Source organism: Bacillus sp. OK048 (assembly GCF_900103525.1).
In the GTDB taxonomy this organism is placed as follows: domain Bacteria; phylum Bacillota; class Bacilli; order Bacillales; family Cytobacillaceae; genus Neobacillus.
Genome location: NZ_FNHN01000017.1, coordinates 53655 through 70536 on the forward strand (window position 1 = coordinate 53655; position 16882 = coordinate 70536).

Below are 16882 nucleotides of genomic sequence, written 5' to 3' on the forward strand. Positions count from 1 at the left end.
CCATCACTTTTTTACTTTTATTTTCTCGGGTATAATCGTCCAGTACATTGGGTCTTCCAAACCGAGCCGCCAAATACCGATTCCCCGTAAGTTATATTTTTCTACAAGGTTTAGCTTAAACCGCAGACTATGGCTATTCTCAAACCATACCTGGTGGCTATGTTGATCTTTATCTACGTAGCTGAAATGAGGTGTTTGCGAACGGGAGTCCCATACAACTTTAGCTTTATATTTTTTTTTCTGATCCATTAACTGTGCATAGGAGCTATAAACGGCTTTGTCTGTTGTTGTATCCCAGTCCCATCCATATCCTGCGATACCGAGTAAAATTTTTGAAGGTAGTACTCCCTGTTTCAAAGCATAATGAATCGTTGCTTCTGTCCAATCGACTGATGCTGTTGACCCGGGCTTTGTTCTGGGATTGTGTTCATCGTATGTTATAATCATTAACCCATCTGAATATAGACCGAGTTTTTCGTAATCAAACCACGGTGACCAGGGATTAGCACGGGAATCACCTGTGTTTGCCGGGACTGAAACAGTAACTACTTTTCCATCACGGTGCAAAGCATTAGACAATTTTTTTATCATCAGACTAAAGGAATCCCGGTCAGTCAAATTCAAATTTTCCATATCAATATTTATACCGTCATATTTAAACTGATTCATTTCATTGCGTAAGTTCTGAATGAAAACATTGCGGTTACTATCGTTAATGAGTACATTCCTCGCTACCTGCTTGCCCTTCTCCACGGTTTCATAAAAGAGATTATGTACAACCATATATACCTTGAGATGATTTTCATGAGCACTCTGAATAATCTTTCTCTTATGATCTGCTTTAACGGAATCTATAAGACATCCTGGACGTTTATCATCAAGCTTATACCAAAAGGGTGCAATAATGCTTAAACTGTTGAAATGCGAGTTAACTGTCGGTTGAGACCCTGGATACGTTCCTTCCTTTTCTGTGTAGAAACCTAAAACTTCACGAGGAGTTTTATTCTTATTGTATTCCTCTTTTCTTTGTAATTGACTACAGGATGACATTAGTAATAATGCCATGCTTAAAGAAATGATGGTGAATGACCGATAACAAATTTTCGCCGTAATACACCTTCTTCTAATTTGTATATTTCTTAAGTTGATACGAAAAGTTGTAACTTATTCACGAATTGACTTTCCCACATAAAAGGGTCTCTGGAAATAGACCTCACAAGTTTGTTTAAGTAGTTCAGTTTTAAAGTACAAAAACTCATTTAGAAGGCAAAATGGAAAAAGAATTTTCCATCGAATTACCAATGTAAATAACATTACAATTGGCAAAAAAAACACTCAGAGCGAAAAAAACTCAGAGCGTTTTTTATAATGTCTTATTCAGTTAAAGCACCTGTTAGCACAAAATCAAGCATATTGTTAATTATTTATTGAGGATTCAAGCTTTTCATTTAATGCCTCTGCTTGGCTCATGAAAGAATCCATTTTGGCACTTATAGTTATATTTAATCCTAATCCAACTTCACGAAGTGCTTTTCGTAAGTCTTCAAAGTTCTGTTCATCCTTTTCGGTTAAATCAGCAAAGCTATATAATTCATCATTAGGAAATTGATTTAACTTGGAATACAAATCTTCAAGAATTATCTTGTCACTTTTAGAAAGCATTCCTAATTGCTTTCCAGTAGTCATGCCAAGCCAAATTCCATTTAATATATCGCCTAATTCAGTTGTAACCAAGTTAGGTTCAGACCAATTTTCATCAATCTGGTTAGCAATCAAGCCTTCTAATTCTACTAAATTATTTTGGACTTCTGTAACTAGAACTTGCTCCTTTACGAAGTTCATTTTTATAATTCCCCAAGCTACAATTGCGACTAGTAATATATTCAATCCTATTGAAATTCTGAATAGTAACTTCCTTTTTTCACTCAATATTTCTCCCCCGTTTTTTTAATAATTTCTATCCAAAATTCCTATCCAAAAACAGAAGTAGGTAACTACCTGCACACAGATAAATTGCAACTTGAGTTATGATATAAATTGAAAGTTCGAATAAGGTTAACTTTCTTTCTCTTTTAATTTTCTTAAAATGTCTATAATAATAGAATGAACATAGGAATAGTATTATTGCTGTTATTTGAAATATGTTTTCTAATAGACTAATCAAAAAAATCCTCTCCTCTAATTAATAATATATTTTTTATATAACTCTTCTGTTCTACTTCAATAAAACGGCACTTCTTCTTAAAGATACCTGCTCGTTAGCTTAATAACTTCAACAAAAATAAGCGATAATCCTTCTTGGACTACCGCACCCGACTTTAAGTACTATTGTTCACAAACTAAAACGTTTTCTAATTAAAATATTGTTCTATATTTGACGTATCTATGATTGAATTAGCAATATTAATGGCATCTTCTCTCCAGAATTCATTCAAAAGAATGTATAAATTGGTTTATTTACTATTAATTCGTATAAAAAATAAGACGGAAGACGCCTCCCGCCTCGTTAAACCGCTTTAGACTTTCAACGGAATTTGAGAAATGATGCGCGGCAGAATTAGTAACACTGCAGCTAATAACAGTATCACTGATCCTAAAACTGCTAGTTCGGATAAAGCAAGAAGTCCAGGTACAGTAGTTATGGCATGAAACATCACTACAGCACCTAAAACCCCAAATATCGCCATATGCCATTTAAGGAATTGAAAACCCACCACAGAACTCCAGCCTATGAGAAAATACAGCGGCATATGCAGATAATGTGTAATTGCAGACAACAGTGAAATGTTTTCAAAGTAAATGATTGAAGCTAAAATCGGTATGAGAAGAAACAGCGATACAATGCTTATAGCTCCAGTATAGGCCCAAAAGAACTGTTTTCTGGTCAGGCCCCTTGATACATATAGTTTTGTTGCAACCAGTGGATATACAATTCCCATTACCAGAAGGTATATTTTAGGTGCATATATGATGGTTTCCCGTATCCATGAAGTATCATCTATTTTTACATAAGAAAATACTATAAGAACGATAGCCATTGTCAAGGCATAGATGCCTAAAAACCAACATGTGGCCTTAGCCTGTGTTGATAGCAGAAGCTTCAAAGCTTTTTTCACCATTATTCTTTTCCTCCTTTTTCGGTCATGTAGATGAATAAATCCTGCAGCGAGGGCTGAGAGAATTCAAGACCTGCGTTTGCGGCAACAAGCCGGTCCTTTTCTGACAACTCCCCGAACAATACAGCCTCTTTCTGCCGACCTAAGGTTCGTTGCAACAAGATTTCACGACCGTTAATGAAGCTGTCTACGGCTTCACTGACTCCTGTTACGGCTGTTCCTTTTGAACGCAGGGTATCACAGTCGTCGTGTGCAATTATCTGTCCCTTGTTAATAATTATCGCTTCGCTGAAAAGCCCCTCCATCTCATTGATAAAGTGCGTTGAAAACAGAATAAGCTTAGGCCTCTGTGTGTAGTCTGATAAAAGTTCGCTGATAAACAGCTTGCGTACGGCGGCATCCATGCCAAGATATGCTTCGTCATAAATGGTAATCGGCGTCTGTCCTGCTAACCCGATAATCACATGTACTGCTGAACGCATACCGTGACTTAAGGCTCCCATTGTTTTCTTCATCGGTATTTCAAACAGTTTTATAAGTTTTTCTGCATAGGCCGCATCCCAGTTAGGACGGAGCGCAGCCGTTATTTTAAACAGGTCTTTTACATGTAAGGCATTTTCCGCTTCACTCTGATTGTCATCAATATAGGCGATTTGTGGCATTATGTTCTTGTTTTCATAAGGATTTTCGCCCGATATGGTTATTGTTCCTGTGGTTGGTCTGCGGTAGGCGCTGAGCAGCGACAAAAGTGAGGACTTTCCTGCACCGTTCCTGCCAATCAGCCCGCAGATTGCCTGCTCGGGAAGGTTTAAACTTATATTATTGAGTGCAAGGGTATTTCCGTATTTAAGCGATACATTTTCAAGATTAATCATTTTTTTCTCCTTTCCACGCACTATCGATCATTTCATGAATCTCCCGAAGGGTAAAACCGAGGGGTTTTGCCAGGGCCGTAAGAGGCTCTACCTGTTCCTGGAAAAATGCCTGTGAAAAGCGTCTTTTAAGCTTTTCAGGTGCATCAAGGCTTACAAACATTCCAAGCCCGCGCTTTTTAAAAATAATTCCCTCATCCACCAGAAGGTTAATCCCTTTCAGTACGGTGACGGGATTTATGTTGTAATGGCTGACAAGCTGGCTGTTTGAGGGTATCTGTTCTTCAGGTGCTAGCCTCCCGTAAAGAATATCCTCTTCAATGGTCTCTTTAATTTGCAGATAAATGGGACGGTTACTATCCAGATCTGACTTCATGAGGTCCTCCTTCCATTTATGGTGTTATTGTGTACTGGTCTTATATAAGAGTATAACACCTGTTGGAAAACATTTCAAGTGTAGGTTTAAAATAAAGTTTGATTAAATTAACTTTCTAAACCTTGATAAAAGAACAAATAGAAAAAGCCTGTTTTGAAAAGATCAAAACACGCTTTTTCTAAATTCAATTGAATCAACCCTTTATCAAGGTGTTTGATAACTTTGTGATCCTTGCTCAATTAAAGCGCCAGATCGCTGAATATCGATATTGAAGTAAAGCACCGTTACTTTAATAACTTGTTGAAATATCTTGTTTAAATCGTCCCATCAAAACGGTACTATAGTAATTTCCATCAGATAAAACTTTGTCCTTTTTTAAAATGCCTTCCACCTCAAAGCCATATTTTTTATACAGCTTTATAGCCTTCTCATTAGTTTCAAGTACATTTAAAACTACTTTCTTAATCTGATTTGCATCTGCCCAACGAATAGATTCCTTAAGTAGGTTTTGTCCAATTCCATATCCCCAATATTCTTGTAATACACAGACTCCAAATTCCACCTTATGAGAAGTTCTTTTCAAATTATTACCTTCGCACCTTGAAAATCCTACAATTCTTTCATTAACATCAGCGACTAAAAATAGGTTATTTTCACTTTCTGTATCATTTTTAATGATCTGTTTAAAACCTAATTCATCTATATATGCTTCACCTTTTTCTCTGTCCATATTTTCTGTTTCGCCATCTATCTGCAATCTTACTTCTGACAAATTCTTTGCATCTTCGTTTTTTGCAGACCTAATAATATACCGTAAATTTCGGATACAAAAATCCGTTTGATTAACTTTAATCTCAAACTCCTCCTTGTTAAACAATCCTGCTGTAACTGCCTCTACACTTCAATAAACAGTAGGAGCCGTCGTCCCACCAACTCCTTATTTCACTATTGCAACCCAATAGTTTAAGTACAATCCTTCACAATCTAATCTTAAACAATGTCAATCAGCTTTTTTATCGCACTGACTACCACTTCTGGTTCATCATTTTGTATATAATGAGCACTCTTTTCAGCAATCACCAATTCACCATTAGAGGATATTTCAAGAATCTCTCTCTGCATTTCATCCCATAACTCTTGTGATTTCTTTGAATAATGAGCTTTCTTACCAGCTGAAAGTACAATTAGTGGTACATTTAATTTAAGTCTCGTTTCTTTTAACTGCTTTAGGCTTTCCATAAATTCATCATAATTGCCTTCATAAACGAATTGCTTGTTGTATGCTTGTTGAAAATCTTGTGACATCGTTGGGAGAAATCTTTCTCTGTAATCTTCAGGCGTAGAGTCAACCAAGACAAGTCCACAAACTTCATTTTGATATTCAGTTGCAAACATTCGCATATTAACTCCACCAAATGAATGACCTACTAATATGTAGGGAGGTTTAATCTTGGCTTCAATAAGAAGTTCCTTCAATTCTCTTACCATCTCACGACTGGTTCTAGGTTTCGAACCTTTTTCACTTTTCCCAAGTCCTGCTCTATCATAAATTAAAACGTTAGTTAGCATTGAAATATCCCCAATTACTGAATCCCATGCCTTGGAAAAATCTCCATATCCAGCGTCCATTACAACTGTTGGTTTTCCGTTATTTTCTCCCACTAATTTAGCATATAAATTACAATCACTTATTTGCACAAACATTTCTTTAGTCATTTGATCCATTCTCCTCATTTTGCCAACTAATTAACAATCCTTAGTTGAATACCTCCAACAAAAAGGTGCATTAATCCTTCTTGGATCAACGCACCTATTAATTGAAGAAGAAAAAGCGATGCTTCGTTATTGAAGTATCACCACCCGTATAGAACAATAAGGTTTATCAATAAGTTAATTTCTTTTTCAGGTAATACTGCTGATTTTCTTTAATTGGATGTTCTTCTATCACACCAACTATTTCATAACCATACTTTTGATAAAAATTAGGTGCTTGAAAGCTAAATGTATCGAGTTGAATTAGTTTGCAATTATTTTCTCTTGCAAAATTCTCTATCTTTAGTAATAACTCTTTCCCGCATCCTTTACCCCTAAGCGACTCATCAACCCATAAGAAATCAATATGTAAGTTGTACCAAATAATTGTTCCTGTTATGCCCCCTAAAATTTCTCCTCCTTCATCCCTAAGAATAAAGCTAATATTTTTGACTGGATGTTTTACATCATCAGGCAGTTTAGAAAGATTATGTTCAATTACTTTTTTTCGAATGTATTCACTATCTTCTTGATTCCATTGTTGAGTTACTATCATAATATCACCTTCCTTATAAGTCACTGAATTCATATTTTATCATATTTGTTTGTTCAACTATCCGTTACTTTAAGTACAGGATTTCACAATGGTATACAGATTTGTATCTCACTATGATGATATTTATCTAATCTTTTTTTGCTTAATTATTCCTAATATAATCGGGATAAACGCACTTAATATTGCAATTGGTAGAAACCATACCCCAAATCTGTTTTCCCAGCCTAATGCAATTGAAACTGATTCAATTAAGATTAAAACAAAGGTGATTAGACAAATATTTTTTAATTGATTTACCAGTTTTCGGCTTATTAAGTAGAACTCTTTAGCATTCTTTTTATTTAATCGTTCTGGATAATTATGTGATTCTGGGAATTTTTCTAACAATTGCATTAAAACTGCAATAAATGCACCTACTATCGGAAATATAAGAAGTTCCATTTTTGAACCCCAACGATCAACTTCACCCAAAGCATTGTAATGAGCTGGAACTTCGTCAGGAAGCCTATTCCAATTGTAGATTAAAAAGATTAACGAGCCTAAATAGAATGAATACCCAATTATATCCCAGAACCACTCACTCTTCGTTTTCAATATTTTAATTTTAGGTCTTTTCCAAGAATTTGACATCCTCTTCAACTCCTTTACTATTCCCCTAACGAAAAACTTATCAAAATGTATTTTTCAATTGTCTTTACATCAACAAACACAATTTTTCAAAACATCATTTATTCTTCACACAATTGACGAATAAAAAGGTTTCACATTTTTCCAATTTTTCAAACTATCCTGCTGCGTTAGTTCAAGTAATTCCACAAAAAGAGCGTTAATCCCTTCCTGGATTAACGCATCCGTTTGTTTAAGTACATTTCTTCACAAACTCGCTTACAAATATAAGCTATTTTTATCATTTAGGTATCAAATTAAATCATTTATTCCAATAGGCTTTTGCTTCTTCCTCAAGTACCTTTAATCTTTTGTAGTAATCAGGAAACTCGTTAAGATGTGCCAGTGCAATTTTCCCAGTAATAATAGGATCATCACCTGTAACATTAGTTGGGCTGGATATTTTCCCATGTTCAAGCTCTGTATTTACTCCCATCCAAAACTCCTCTAAATCAAACTTGCTTTTATTAAAATCAATGCCTAAAAGTAAAGCGATCGCTGCTGCTTCCTCTTTGGAAAAAGATTTAACCCTAGTTGCACAACGATTATTTCTATACCAGTTTGGACTTCCGGTGGTTGGATATAGATATTGCGTGGCATTGGTATAACCGTTCTTGAAGTGGTTCCAATACGGATTATTATAGTAGTACAAAACACATCTCTCCTAAAAAGGTGGTTATCATCAATATACGTTAGTTACCTATTTATGAGCATGTCTTCTAAAGGTTAAACAAAAAATACGACTTAGCTAATTGAACTATCATGCTTCGTTACATCAATAAGAAATGCCATACATCCTTCTTGGAGTACGGCACCCGTTTGCTAAAGAAGAATAGTTACTTATTATTCTTAAGTAATGAATAGACATAAGTATCATTTGCTACACCATTTTGATACATATATTTCTTCAAAACTCCCTCTTTTTGAAAGCCAATTTTAGTTAATAATTTATTAGATGCATCATTGTCAATAAAAACAACGGCACCTATTCGGGTTAAATCCATAACATCAAAACCATATGAAAGAACTTTAGATACTGCTTCAAAAGTGTATCCTTTTCTCCAATGCTCTGGATGAATTTCGTAACCTATTTCTGCTCTTTTATGTTTAGGAGACCAAGCATTAAAGCCAATTGTTCCAATAATACCTTTTGTCCCGATTCTTTCAATTCCCCACCGTATGCCTCTTTTTTCAATGTAGCTTTTCGAAAAAAAATCAACGAATTTCTCTGCTTGTTCTATATTTTCTAATGTTTCTTGTCCATAATAACGTGTTACATTGTCGTTAGAAAAACAAGCAAAAATACCTTCTGCATCTTTTTTAGTTAGTTCTCTTAATATTAGTCGTTCTGTCTCTAATATTGGAAACATTTAATCTCTCCCTCTCATTAATTCAATAATTAACTATTCATTTTAAACGGTAAAAAATTCCTTTTTAATGTTTGCGTTAGACAACGGAACCCTTAAGAAAAACTGGATCTTTTTTATAAGCTCATTTTTTAGTTGTACTAATATTTTCCCTTCTTGAATATATATATTCTAAACAAAAAATTTCACAAAGAAAGGGGAATCTGTCCTTATGGATGTCTGCATTTCTTGTGGAACAGAATTATCGATCATGGAGAGAAATAGATGTGAATGCTGGGAGTGCAGGGATACGACAACGGAAGCTTATACAGAAGATGAATGACCTGCAATGGTATTAACCATCCCGGGCCGATGAAAATTTTGAATGAATACCTTCATAATACCAAGAGACACCATTTCCTATTGGATTTGGTGTCTCTTCCTTTTTAAGATTATTCGTTAACCCATGAAAGTCCTAGCGTTCCGACACCCGTATGCACACCTGCAACGGTAATTAGCATTAGTAGCTCTGTCTCTATAGCAGGAAATGTATCGTTTATTACTTGTTGAAGAACAGTAGCCTTTTTTTGATCATTCGCATGGACTATAGCCACTTTCTGAACCTTTTTCGTTTCAAGGTCAGCCTTTAAATGATCCACCAGCCAAGCAAATGCCTTCTTTTCGGTTCGAACTTTATCTTTAATCTTCGCTGCCCCTCCATCTTCAATGGATAAAATGGGCTTGATATTAAATAGCGATGCAAGTATTTTTTGACCTCCAGACACCCTGCCGCTTTTATGAAGCTGATCAAGGTTTGATGGAATCAAATATAAACGAGTATGGTCACGTAAGCTGCTTAATTGTGAAACAACCTCACTGATGTCTAGTCCCAGTTCAACTAGTTCCATGCCCTTTTTGACTAAATAGGATAATGGATATGAACCTGTTTGTGAATCAATCGCAAACACTTTAAATCCAGCCATTTCTGCAGCCATAACAGAGGTTTGATACGTGCCGGTTAATGTACTAGAAGCGTGAATGGCGATACCAAAGTCATAGTCAGCTTTTAGCCTTTCATAAAGCTCTACGATTTCACCAATATTCGGTTGTGATGTCTGGAATTTTCCTGGTTCATTTTTCATTCGGTTATAGAAATCTTCTTGGGTAATATCAATTGTTTCTTTATAAAATATATCATTGATTACTACGTGCAGGGGAATTACATGTATATGATGTTGCTCAATAAATTCTTTGCTTAGTGATGCGGTCGTATCTGTAATCCATGCAATTTTTGGCTTGTTCATTTTATCCACTTCTTTCATCAAAATTCTTCATATATATAGACAATATTTTAATATAGTAGTATTGTAACAAGTTAAACTTTACGTAAGTGAATACGTTGTCACAAGTTATATTTGTCATGTATGAAGAAATATTACTACATGGTATAGGCTTTATAGTCACAATTCTGACATAATGATAAATGACCAAAATTAGGATGAAACAATGATTCTATCTTTATCGTCTAGTACATAGGAAGATTATCGATAGGAAAGGATTTTTTATATTGAAAAGTAAATTTAGAGCATTCATTCCGTTTTTTCTGGTTATAATTGTTTTATTCATTTTCCTCAACCATATGGAGACAAACCCTTTTACGGGGTTGTCTATGAAACAAAATATTTCCTTGCCAACCGAACTCCATCCGATTGTGAGGGAACGGTCCGACCAATTAATCCAGCATGCAGCTGTGAAGGGAATTGTAATTATGATTACGGATGGTTTCCGCAGTGCTGAAGATCAGGATCGACTTTATGAAAAAGGCCGTACTGCGGAAGGAAGTATTGTTACCCATGCCAAAGGTGGAGAATCCTTTCATAACTTTGGTTTGGCTGTGGATTTTGCAATCAAGACTCCAAGTGAAGATGTCATTTGGGATATGCAATATGACGGGAATCAGAATGGAAAAAGCGATTGGAACGAAGTAGTTGAACTGGCAAAAGCTTTAGGGTTTGAATGGGGTGGCGACTGGGAACAATTTAAAGATTATCCCCATCTGCAAATGAACTTCGGTTTGACCCTTTCAGAATTGCAGAATGGCAAAAGACCTATAGACACATCCTTAACAGCCGGTACCAATGAAGTAAAGTAAAAGTGTCCGCCTGGGGTGGACACTGTCCACGGACGGTGACAGGCACCGGAAGTTTGTTTACAATGTTATTGTGGATATAAATACATTAGATAGGATGAAAAGATGAAAACGGAAGTTAGTTTACAGGTGAAATCAAAATTCGTAAATAAATTTAAGAACGGTTATCCGCTTATTACCAAGGATAGTATACTTAATGCTAATGCTCTTGATGAGGAAGGTAGTACGATAAAGCTTGTTGATGAACAAAACCACTTTATTGCCAAAGGCTATTATGGAAAGCAAAACAAAGGACTCGGCTGGGTGCTCAGTCGAAAAGAAAAAGAACAGTTCAATCATCATTTCTTTGAAACGACCTTAAAGGCTGCCTTTAGTCAGAGAGAATCTTTTTATAAGAGTTCTGAAACCACTGCATTTCGCGTCTTTAACGGTGAAGGCGATGGAATCGGCGGTTTAACGATCGATTATTTTGATGGTTATTACTTGCTTACCTGGTACAGTAAAGGCATTTATCATTTCCGGGAGTTTATCATAGATTCATTGAAGGAACTGGTGGAGTATAAAGGTATTTATCAGAAAAAGCGGTTTGATGAAAGTGGTAAATACATTGAGGAGGATGACTTCGTCGCTGGTGAACGCGGAGAGTTCCCCATCCTTGTGAAAGAGAATGGTGTTACTATCGCCGTTTATTTAAATGACAGTGCCATGGTCGGCGTCTTCTTAGATCAAAGGGATGTTAGAAGAACGTTACGAGATGTATATTCAAAAGGAAAACGCGTATTAAATACCTTCTCCTATACAGGTGTGTTTTCCGTATTTTCTGCCTTAGGAGGGGCAACGAAGACGACCAGCGTTGACCTCGCAAATCGAAGCAAAAGTAAAACAGTTGAGCAATTTCGTGTGAATGAAATCGATGATGGTGCTCAAGATATCATTGTTGAAGATGTATTCAACTACTTCAAATATGCGGTGAAAAAAGGTCTTTTGTTTGATGTGGTGATTCTCGATCCTCCAAGTTTTGCAAGATCAAAGAAGTTTGTCTTTAGTGCTGAAAAAGATTATAAAAACCTTTTAAAGGAGGCTATTTCGATTACAGAGGACAACGGAATAATCCTAGCATCAACCAATGCCAGCTCCTTTGGGATGGATAAATTTAAAGGATTCATCGATACAGCTTTTAAGGAATCAAACAAGCGCTATAGAATAATGGAAGAATTCTCACTACCTGAAGACTTCAGAACCAACAAACACTACCCAGAATCCAACTACCTAAAAGTAGTCTTCATCAAAAAGATGAAATAAAGCTGGTTTATGGATAAAAAGAGAAACTTGACTGTCCGCCTGGGGTGGACAGTGTCCACGAGCGGTGACAGGCACCGCATTGTCACCGCATTTTCACACTACCTCACACTTGTATTAGAATGAATTTTCTGTTATATTTATTTATAATTAAATATTTTCTTACTTCATTACCTTTGAAGTAGGATAGAGGTGCAAAGACCATTAGTACGCAGTTGGAGGATAGTGAGGATCCTGGGATGATTGTGGAAAGGGGAATTTGCCGAAGCTGATGGGATCTCATTTGTCCTGACGCTGGTTCTGCTATTGAAGAAATACAGAACTGTCATATAGGAAACTATATGGAGGGCTATCTTACGCACGGAAACTGTACTTTATTATGTTTCTACTGCAGCAGCGACCCTCGTTGCTGCTTTTTTGCGTTTACTTTTGATTGGCCTGTTCCACCTCTAATTTTCAAAAAAAATGATATAAAGGGTGAATTTCATGAATTTCGGCCAAGTATTAACAGCTATGGTGACACCATTTGATCAGCATGGAGAAGTTGATTATAACGCAACAAGAACACTAGTAAACTACTTAATTGAGAATGGTACGGATGGATTAGTCGTTGCAGGAACCACTGGAGAGTCACCTACATTATCTACAGAGGAAAAAGTTTCATTATTTACATTTGTTGTTGAAGTCGTTGCAGGCAGAGTTCCAGTTATTGCTGGAACTGGTTCCAATAACACCAGGGCGTCTATCCGGTTAACGAAACAGGCTGAAGAAGCAGGCGTTGATGGGATTATGCTCGTAACTCCATACTATAATAAGCCATCCCAAGAAGGAATGTATCAGCACTTTAAGGCAATAGCTGAAGCCACTTCCTTACCAGTAATGCTGTATAATATTCCCGGGCGCAGCGCCGTAAACATGTCAGTTGAGACCACTGTCCGCCTTTCAAAAATTAGTAATATTGTGGCTTTAAAAGAAGCAAGCGGTGATTTAGATGCGGCAGCGGAAATCATCAGCCACACACCAGCCGATTTCACTTTGTATAGCGGTGATGATGGATTAACGTTACCTATTCTATCCATAGGTGGTGCTGGAGTTGTTTCCGTATCCTCCCATATCATCGGAAATGACATGCAGGAAATGGTTACCTTATTTAAAAATGGACGTGTACAAGAAGCTGCTGCCTCGCATCGAAGGCTGCTTCCTCTAATGAAAGCCTTATTTGCAACACCAAACCCTACATCGGTAAAGGCTGCATTAAATATGCAGGGAGTTCAAGTGGGCGATGTCCGCTTACCATTGGTCCCTTTAAACGATGAAGAAATGTCAGCACTTCAAAATGTACTAAAAGCTACGAAGGTTGAACTCTTCATTTAAGTTTTTTCTAAAGAACCTGTCCAACATGGGGCAGGTTCTTTTTTAAGAAGTAAAAAATAGACCATCTAACCGATGGCCCCTTCTAAACATTATAAATAACACAAAATAGACTTTTCTATCCAATATGAAAATACAGTATGGGGGCTACATTTTTCATACTCATTCATTATTAAATACTTCTTTGACCCCTTCAATAAACCACCAGTTGCTGCATTGGCACCATTATCCTAGAAGGTATGAAATAATATCTTTATTTGTACTTTTAAGGGATTCAGGAAGATCATTTCGATTCGTATTTAGCATAAAATAATAAGTCTGGCTATTGTCTTCAAACAAGCTATATTGAAGAAGATCAAGATTGTCCCCTAATTTACTTAGAATTTGTTCGAAAAATTGGCTCTGAGACATCGTATCCGCTGAACCCATGTGGAATATTCCTTTGAGGTTATTTTCAATGATAAACCGCAGTTGTCTTGCTAGGTCGACATCTAAAAGATTATTGCATATCAAATTGCTGTAGACATCTATACTTTTATTATTTTTAATACTTTCTTGAATTAAGTTCCATCTTCGAGAATTTTTACCCCATATTGCTGGAATACGGAGGATAATTGCTCTGTCAGCTAAAATATCTTTTAACATCTTTTCACATTCTATTTTAAACTTCCCATAATCCGATTCGGCAATAGGCGGATCTGTTTCTACGTGCGATTTTGAAAAATCGCCATCGAATACATTCGTTGTAGAAAAGAAATACAGTCTACTCTTGGTATTTCGTAACACCTCAGCTATTCTTTTATGAAACTTGAGCTGGTGGTCAAACTCCCCTCTAAGGCAAGAAATGACTATATCAGGTTGAATCAAAGATACAATTTCAACTAGTTTACCAATTTCCTGAACTTCCAACTGGAATTGCTTATCACCAGGCAGGCTTGTTATTACCGAAGAAGCAAACGTTCCATACACGTCATGCCCCTCATTTAATTCATTGATTAACGCTCTTCCAACAAGACCGCTGCCACCAAGAATAAGTATCTTCACCATTGGGATTCCCCCATTCACTATACTTTTGTTACTAATCTAAGAAACGGACTAGTACCTTTGCTTAAATTTCCCCCAATTTGTCTATCATTATGGTTAAACGGAATATCTTCACCAATTACATCATGTCCTGCATAAGTTCAACACAAAGTAAATAATATTAAATAAGTATCCTAAAAAAGGAGTTGTTCGCATGGTAATCTATAATAAAATCGCTCTATTCTTTGTTGTATTGTTCTCTGTCGTTATGATCTTAAATACTTATTTAGGAGAAACGGAACGAGCTCAATCCAATGTTATTTACTTATTAATGAATGGATTTGCCTATATTGTATCGGCAATGGACATTGAAAAAAGAAAAGTTGAGCTGGTGAAGGCCTAGATATTTTTCCTATAACTTAATTTACAAACGTTTGATTAGTTGCATTTTATAGCTATTTTTATAAAGTATTCCAGCTGACTAAATACTCTGTTTGCATATTAGGGAGCCCTATATTAGGATTTTCAACTATCCAACCACCTTCAATATTCAATTCCTTGCAGGCTAATTCAAACTGACACATGGCGATTCCCATATCCAAGAGCTGCATATCATATCCTAATTTTGAACTATAATTCGGTGTATGCTCAATATAAAAATGACAGACTTTACGATCTGTAGATAATACAAGTCTCCATGGTTGTTTATTGGAAGCAGAAGGTCCTAGCCTTACCATCTCAATAGGTATTTCTATTGAACCCGCTTTTTCTTTATTTAGGGGTACTTCGAATGTTGAATCATAAAAAAGCTTATCCCAAGGCTTCTTATTGTCTGCCCTTACAACATATCGGAGAGCTTTATCGAAAACACGTTGTTTTTGATTTGGGTAGCCGAATGGAGTGATACAGGGGATGAATTCTCCTTCCCCAAGCTGGATTTCCTGTTCAAATGAATTTCGGTTAAAGGTGCCTCCCATCCAGCATGCACCTATCCCCAACTCGGTTAAAAATAAAACCAGTTTTTGAAAGACATAAGCAAACTCAACTAGTTTATATTTACTATTTTCAGTGACACCAACTAAATATCCTTGTGGATTTTTAATAAATCCATATGTACCTAGCTTTATGCCTTTATCACTTACATTATTAGTTACTTGAATAAGCTCAAGTTTTCCTTTATTTCCAAATGGTCCAACTAAGTTTTCTTCTGTGATTATGTATTCTCTTATTTTTTTATAATGGGTTTCTGTTATGTATTGATTATCAAACGTTCTAACCGACTGGCGTTTCTTCATGGTTTCAATGGTTGAATTAGTAAGACTCATAATCATTCTCCTTTTTTACTTTCGAATAATGTCGTACTGTACCCTCACTCTTATTGTAACTACACTTGCAAAAAAAGCCAAAAAAGAGTGACTGCTATTATTAGCAATCACTCTTTTAAAATATTATGGGCCTAAATGGACTCGAACCATCGACCTCACGCTTATCAGGCGTGCGCTCTAACCAGCTGAGCTATAGGCCCTAATGGAGCGGGTGATGAGAATCGAACTCACATCATCAGCTTGGAAGGCTGAGGTTTTACCACTAAACTACACCCGCAATAAAAGAAAATTGGCTGGGCTAGCTGGATTTGAACCAACGCATGTCGCAGTCAAAGTGCGATGCCTTACCGCTTGGCTATAGCCCAATATGTAAAATATAAATGGGGCGGCTGATGGGAATCGAACCCACGAATGCCTGAACCACAATCAGGTGCGTTAACCACTTCGCCACAACCGCCAAAATAATATAGTTGAGGTTTAACCACTTAAACCCTGTAATTTAATTGGTTGCGGGGACAGGATTTGAACCTGCGACCTTCGGGTTATGAGCCCGACGAGCTACCAGACTGCTCCACCCCGCGATAATAAAAAAGAAACTATTTTGATCATGGTGGAGGATGACGGGATCGAACCGCCGACCCTCTGCTTGTAAGGCAGATGCTCTCCCAGCTGAGCTAATCCTCCATGGTGACCCCTACGGGACTCGAACCCGTGTTACCTCCGTGAAAGGGAGGTGTCTTAACCGCTTGACCAAGGGGCCTCATTTAAAAAACGCGAAAATAAAAGCCCCAAAGGGGCTATGCCTGGCAACGTCCTACTCTCACAGGAACAAAGTTCCAACTACCATCGGCGCAAAGAAGCTTAACTTCCGTGTTCGGTATGGGAACGGGTGTGACCTTCTTGCCATTGTTACCAGACATTTATAAGAATTGAGGATTCATTCCCTCAAAACTAGATAATGCAGAAGAAGTTGTAAAACAGAGTTCGCTTTAAAAATTGGTTAAGTCCTCGAACGATTAGTATCAGTCAGC

20 protein-coding genes, 7 tRNA genes, 1 rRNA gene and 1 riboswitch are annotated in these 16882 nt (G+C 36.7%); of the genes, 5 read left to right on the forward strand and 23 right to left on the reverse strand.

Annotated features, from left to right (window positions below; genetic code table 11):
• Window positions 1–3 precede the first annotated feature (3 nt).
• The 12 genes from BLR86_RS22815 to BLR86_RS22870 all read right to left on the reverse strand — a co-directional run bounded on the left by BLR86_RS22815 (window position 4) and on the right by BLR86_RS22870 (window position 8708).
• Window positions 4–1065 carry a glycosyl hydrolase family 18 protein gene (locus BLR86_RS22815; RefSeq protein ID WP_090767264.1) on the reverse strand — a complete coding sequence of 354 codons (1062 nt, stop codon included), beginning with the start codon at window positions 1063–1065 and terminating at the stop codon, window positions 4–6.
• A gap of 351 nt (window positions 1066–1416) precedes the next feature.
• Entirely contained in the window at window positions 1417–1887 is a 471-nt protein-coding gene (locus BLR86_RS22820) for a hypothetical protein (RefSeq protein WP_254782435.1), read from the reverse strand.
• A gap of 70 nt (window positions 1888–1957) precedes the next feature.
• Entirely contained in the window at window positions 1958–2164 is a 207-nt protein-coding gene (locus BLR86_RS26715; RefSeq protein WP_090767270.1) for a hypothetical protein, read from the reverse strand.
• A gap of 352 nt (window positions 2165–2516) precedes the next feature.
• Window positions 2517–3119 carry a hypothetical protein gene (locus tag BLR86_RS22830; protein ID WP_090767273.1) on the reverse strand — a complete coding sequence of 201 codons (603 nt, stop codon included), beginning with the start codon at window positions 3117–3119 and terminating at the stop codon, window positions 2517–2519.
• Window positions 3119–3991 (reverse strand): ATP-binding cassette domain-containing protein, encoded by an 873-nt coding sequence (locus BLR86_RS22835; protein WP_090767275.1) that lies wholly within the window; start codon window positions 3989–3991, stop codon window positions 3119–3121. The genes BLR86_RS22830 and BLR86_RS22835 overlap by 1 nt, the downstream gene beginning before the upstream one ends.
• Window positions 3984–4364 carry a GntR family transcriptional regulator gene (locus BLR86_RS22840; RefSeq protein ID WP_090767278.1) on the reverse strand — a complete coding sequence of 127 codons (381 nt, stop codon included), beginning with the start codon at window positions 4362–4364 and terminating at the stop codon, window positions 3984–3986. Before BLR86_RS22840 ends, BLR86_RS22835 begins: the two co-directional genes overlap by 8 nt.
• A 289-nt stretch (window positions 4365–4653) precedes the next feature.
• The gene (locus BLR86_RS22845; protein ID WP_090767315.1) at window positions 4654–5217 is read right to left on the reverse strand and encodes a GNAT family N-acetyltransferase; all 564 of its coding nucleotides are present in this window, start codon (window positions 5215–5217) and stop codon (window positions 4654–4656) included.
• Between the two features lie 137 nt (window positions 5218–5354).
• Window positions 5355–6080: an alpha/beta fold hydrolase gene (locus BLR86_RS22850; RefSeq protein ID WP_090767281.1), complete on the reverse strand. Its 726-nt coding sequence runs from the start codon at window positions 6078–6080 to the stop codon at window positions 5355–5357.
• Between the two features lie 166 nt (window positions 6081–6246).
• Window positions 6247–6672: a GNAT family N-acetyltransferase gene (locus tag BLR86_RS22855; RefSeq protein ID WP_090767284.1), complete on the reverse strand. Its 426-nt coding sequence runs from the start codon at window positions 6670–6672 to the stop codon at window positions 6247–6249.
• A gap of 123 nt (window positions 6673–6795) precedes the next feature.
• A complete protein-coding gene (locus BLR86_RS22860; RefSeq protein WP_090767287.1) occupies window positions 6796–7302 on the reverse strand; it encodes a DUF1648 domain-containing protein in 507 nt (168 codons plus the stop codon).
• A gap of 298 nt (window positions 7303–7600) precedes the next feature.
• Window positions 7601–7990 carry a DUF5661 family protein gene (locus tag BLR86_RS26300; RefSeq protein WP_175493023.1) on the reverse strand — a complete coding sequence of 130 codons (390 nt, stop codon included), beginning with the start codon at window positions 7988–7990 and terminating at the stop codon, window positions 7601–7603.
• Between the two features lie 184 nt (window positions 7991–8174).
• A complete protein-coding gene (locus BLR86_RS22870; protein WP_090767290.1) occupies window positions 8175–8708 on the reverse strand; it encodes a GNAT family N-acetyltransferase in 534 nt (177 codons plus the stop codon).
• A gap of 212 nt (window positions 8709–8920) precedes the next feature.
• Here BLR86_RS22870 and BLR86_RS26895 point away from each other — a divergent pair, with 212 nt between their 5' ends.
• Window positions 8921–9043, forward strand: a complete 123-nt coding sequence (locus BLR86_RS26895) for a hypothetical protein (protein ID WP_302847249.1) — start codon at window positions 8921–8923, stop codon at window positions 9041–9043.
• A 93-nt stretch (window positions 9044–9136) separates the two neighbouring features.
• Here BLR86_RS26895 and BLR86_RS22875 read toward each other — a convergent pair whose 3' ends face one another.
• Window positions 9137–9988 (reverse strand): DegV family protein, encoded by an 852-nt coding sequence (locus BLR86_RS22875; protein ID WP_175493024.1) that lies wholly within the window; start codon window positions 9986–9988, stop codon window positions 9137–9139.
• Window positions 9989–10353: 365 nt separating this feature from the next.
• On the opposite strand from BLR86_RS22875, the gene BLR86_RS22880 reads away from it, so the two are divergent.
• The 3 genes from BLR86_RS22880 (at window position 10354) to dapA (ending at window position 13506) form a co-directional block, all read left to right on the forward strand.
• On the forward strand, window positions 10354–10836 hold the full coding sequence (locus tag BLR86_RS22880) for a M15 family metallopeptidase (RefSeq protein WP_368086819.1): 483 nt from the start codon (window positions 10354–10356) through the stop codon (window positions 10834–10836).
• 102 nt (window positions 10837–10938) lie between these two features.
• Entirely contained in the window at window positions 10939–12135 is a 1197-nt protein-coding gene (locus BLR86_RS22885; RefSeq protein WP_090767295.1) for a class I SAM-dependent rRNA methyltransferase, read from the forward strand.
• A gap of 176 nt (window positions 12136–12311) precedes the next feature.
• A riboswitch (Lysine riboswitch) is annotated at window positions 12312–12492 on the forward strand.
• Window positions 12493–12618: 126 nt separating this feature from the next.
• Window positions 12619–13506 (forward strand): 4-hydroxy-tetrahydrodipicolinate synthase, encoded by an 888-nt coding sequence (gene dapA, locus BLR86_RS22890; protein ID WP_090767298.1) that lies wholly within the window; start codon window positions 12619–12621, stop codon window positions 13504–13506.
• Between the two features lie 222 nt (window positions 13507–13728).
• Here dapA and BLR86_RS22895 read toward each other — a convergent pair whose 3' ends face one another.
• Window positions 13729–14550, reverse strand: coding sequence for a sugar nucleotide-binding protein (locus BLR86_RS22895; protein WP_090767300.1), 822 nt, complete (start codon window positions 14548–14550; stop codon window positions 13729–13731).
• A 190-nt stretch (window positions 14551–14740) separates the two neighbouring features.
• Between BLR86_RS22895 and BLR86_RS22900 the strand changes: the two genes are divergently transcribed.
• Complete coding sequence (locus tag BLR86_RS22900; protein WP_090767303.1) at window positions 14741–14929, forward strand: hypothetical protein; 189 nt, start codon at window positions 14741–14743, stop codon at window positions 14927–14929.
• 58 nt (window positions 14930–14987) lie between these two features.
• Here the strand turns inward: BLR86_RS22900 and BLR86_RS22905 are convergent, their stop codons facing one another.
• The 9 genes from BLR86_RS22905 to rrf form a co-directional block, all read right to left on the reverse strand.
• Window positions 14988–15851: a nitroreductase family protein gene (locus BLR86_RS22905; protein ID WP_090767306.1), complete on the reverse strand. Its 864-nt coding sequence runs from the start codon at window positions 15849–15851 to the stop codon at window positions 14988–14990.
• A gap of 126 nt (window positions 15852–15977) precedes the next feature.
• A tRNA-Ile gene (locus BLR86_RS22910) sits at window positions 15978–16051 on the reverse strand.
• A 3-nt stretch (window positions 16052–16054) separates the two neighbouring features.
• Window positions 16055–16128: transfer RNA gene (locus BLR86_RS22915), tRNA-Gly, on the reverse strand.
• Window positions 16129–16141: 13 nt separating this feature from the next.
• Window positions 16142–16216 (reverse strand) — tRNA-Gln (locus tag BLR86_RS22920).
• Window positions 16217–16232: 16 nt separating this feature from the next.
• Window positions 16233–16308, reverse strand: a tRNA-His gene (locus BLR86_RS22925).
• Window positions 16309–16355: 47 nt separating this feature from the next.
• Window positions 16356–16432 (reverse strand) — tRNA-Met (locus tag BLR86_RS22930).
• Window positions 16433–16459: 27 nt separating this feature from the next.
• Window positions 16460–16535, reverse strand: a tRNA-Val gene (locus tag BLR86_RS22935).
• Between the two features lies 1 nt (window position 16536).
• A tRNA-Glu gene (locus BLR86_RS22940) sits at window positions 16537–16611 on the reverse strand.
• Window positions 16612–16652: 41 nt separating this feature from the next.
• A 5S ribosomal RNA gene (gene rrf, locus BLR86_RS22945) occupies window positions 16653–16768 on the reverse strand.
• Between the last annotated feature and the right edge of the window lie 114 nt (window positions 16769–16882).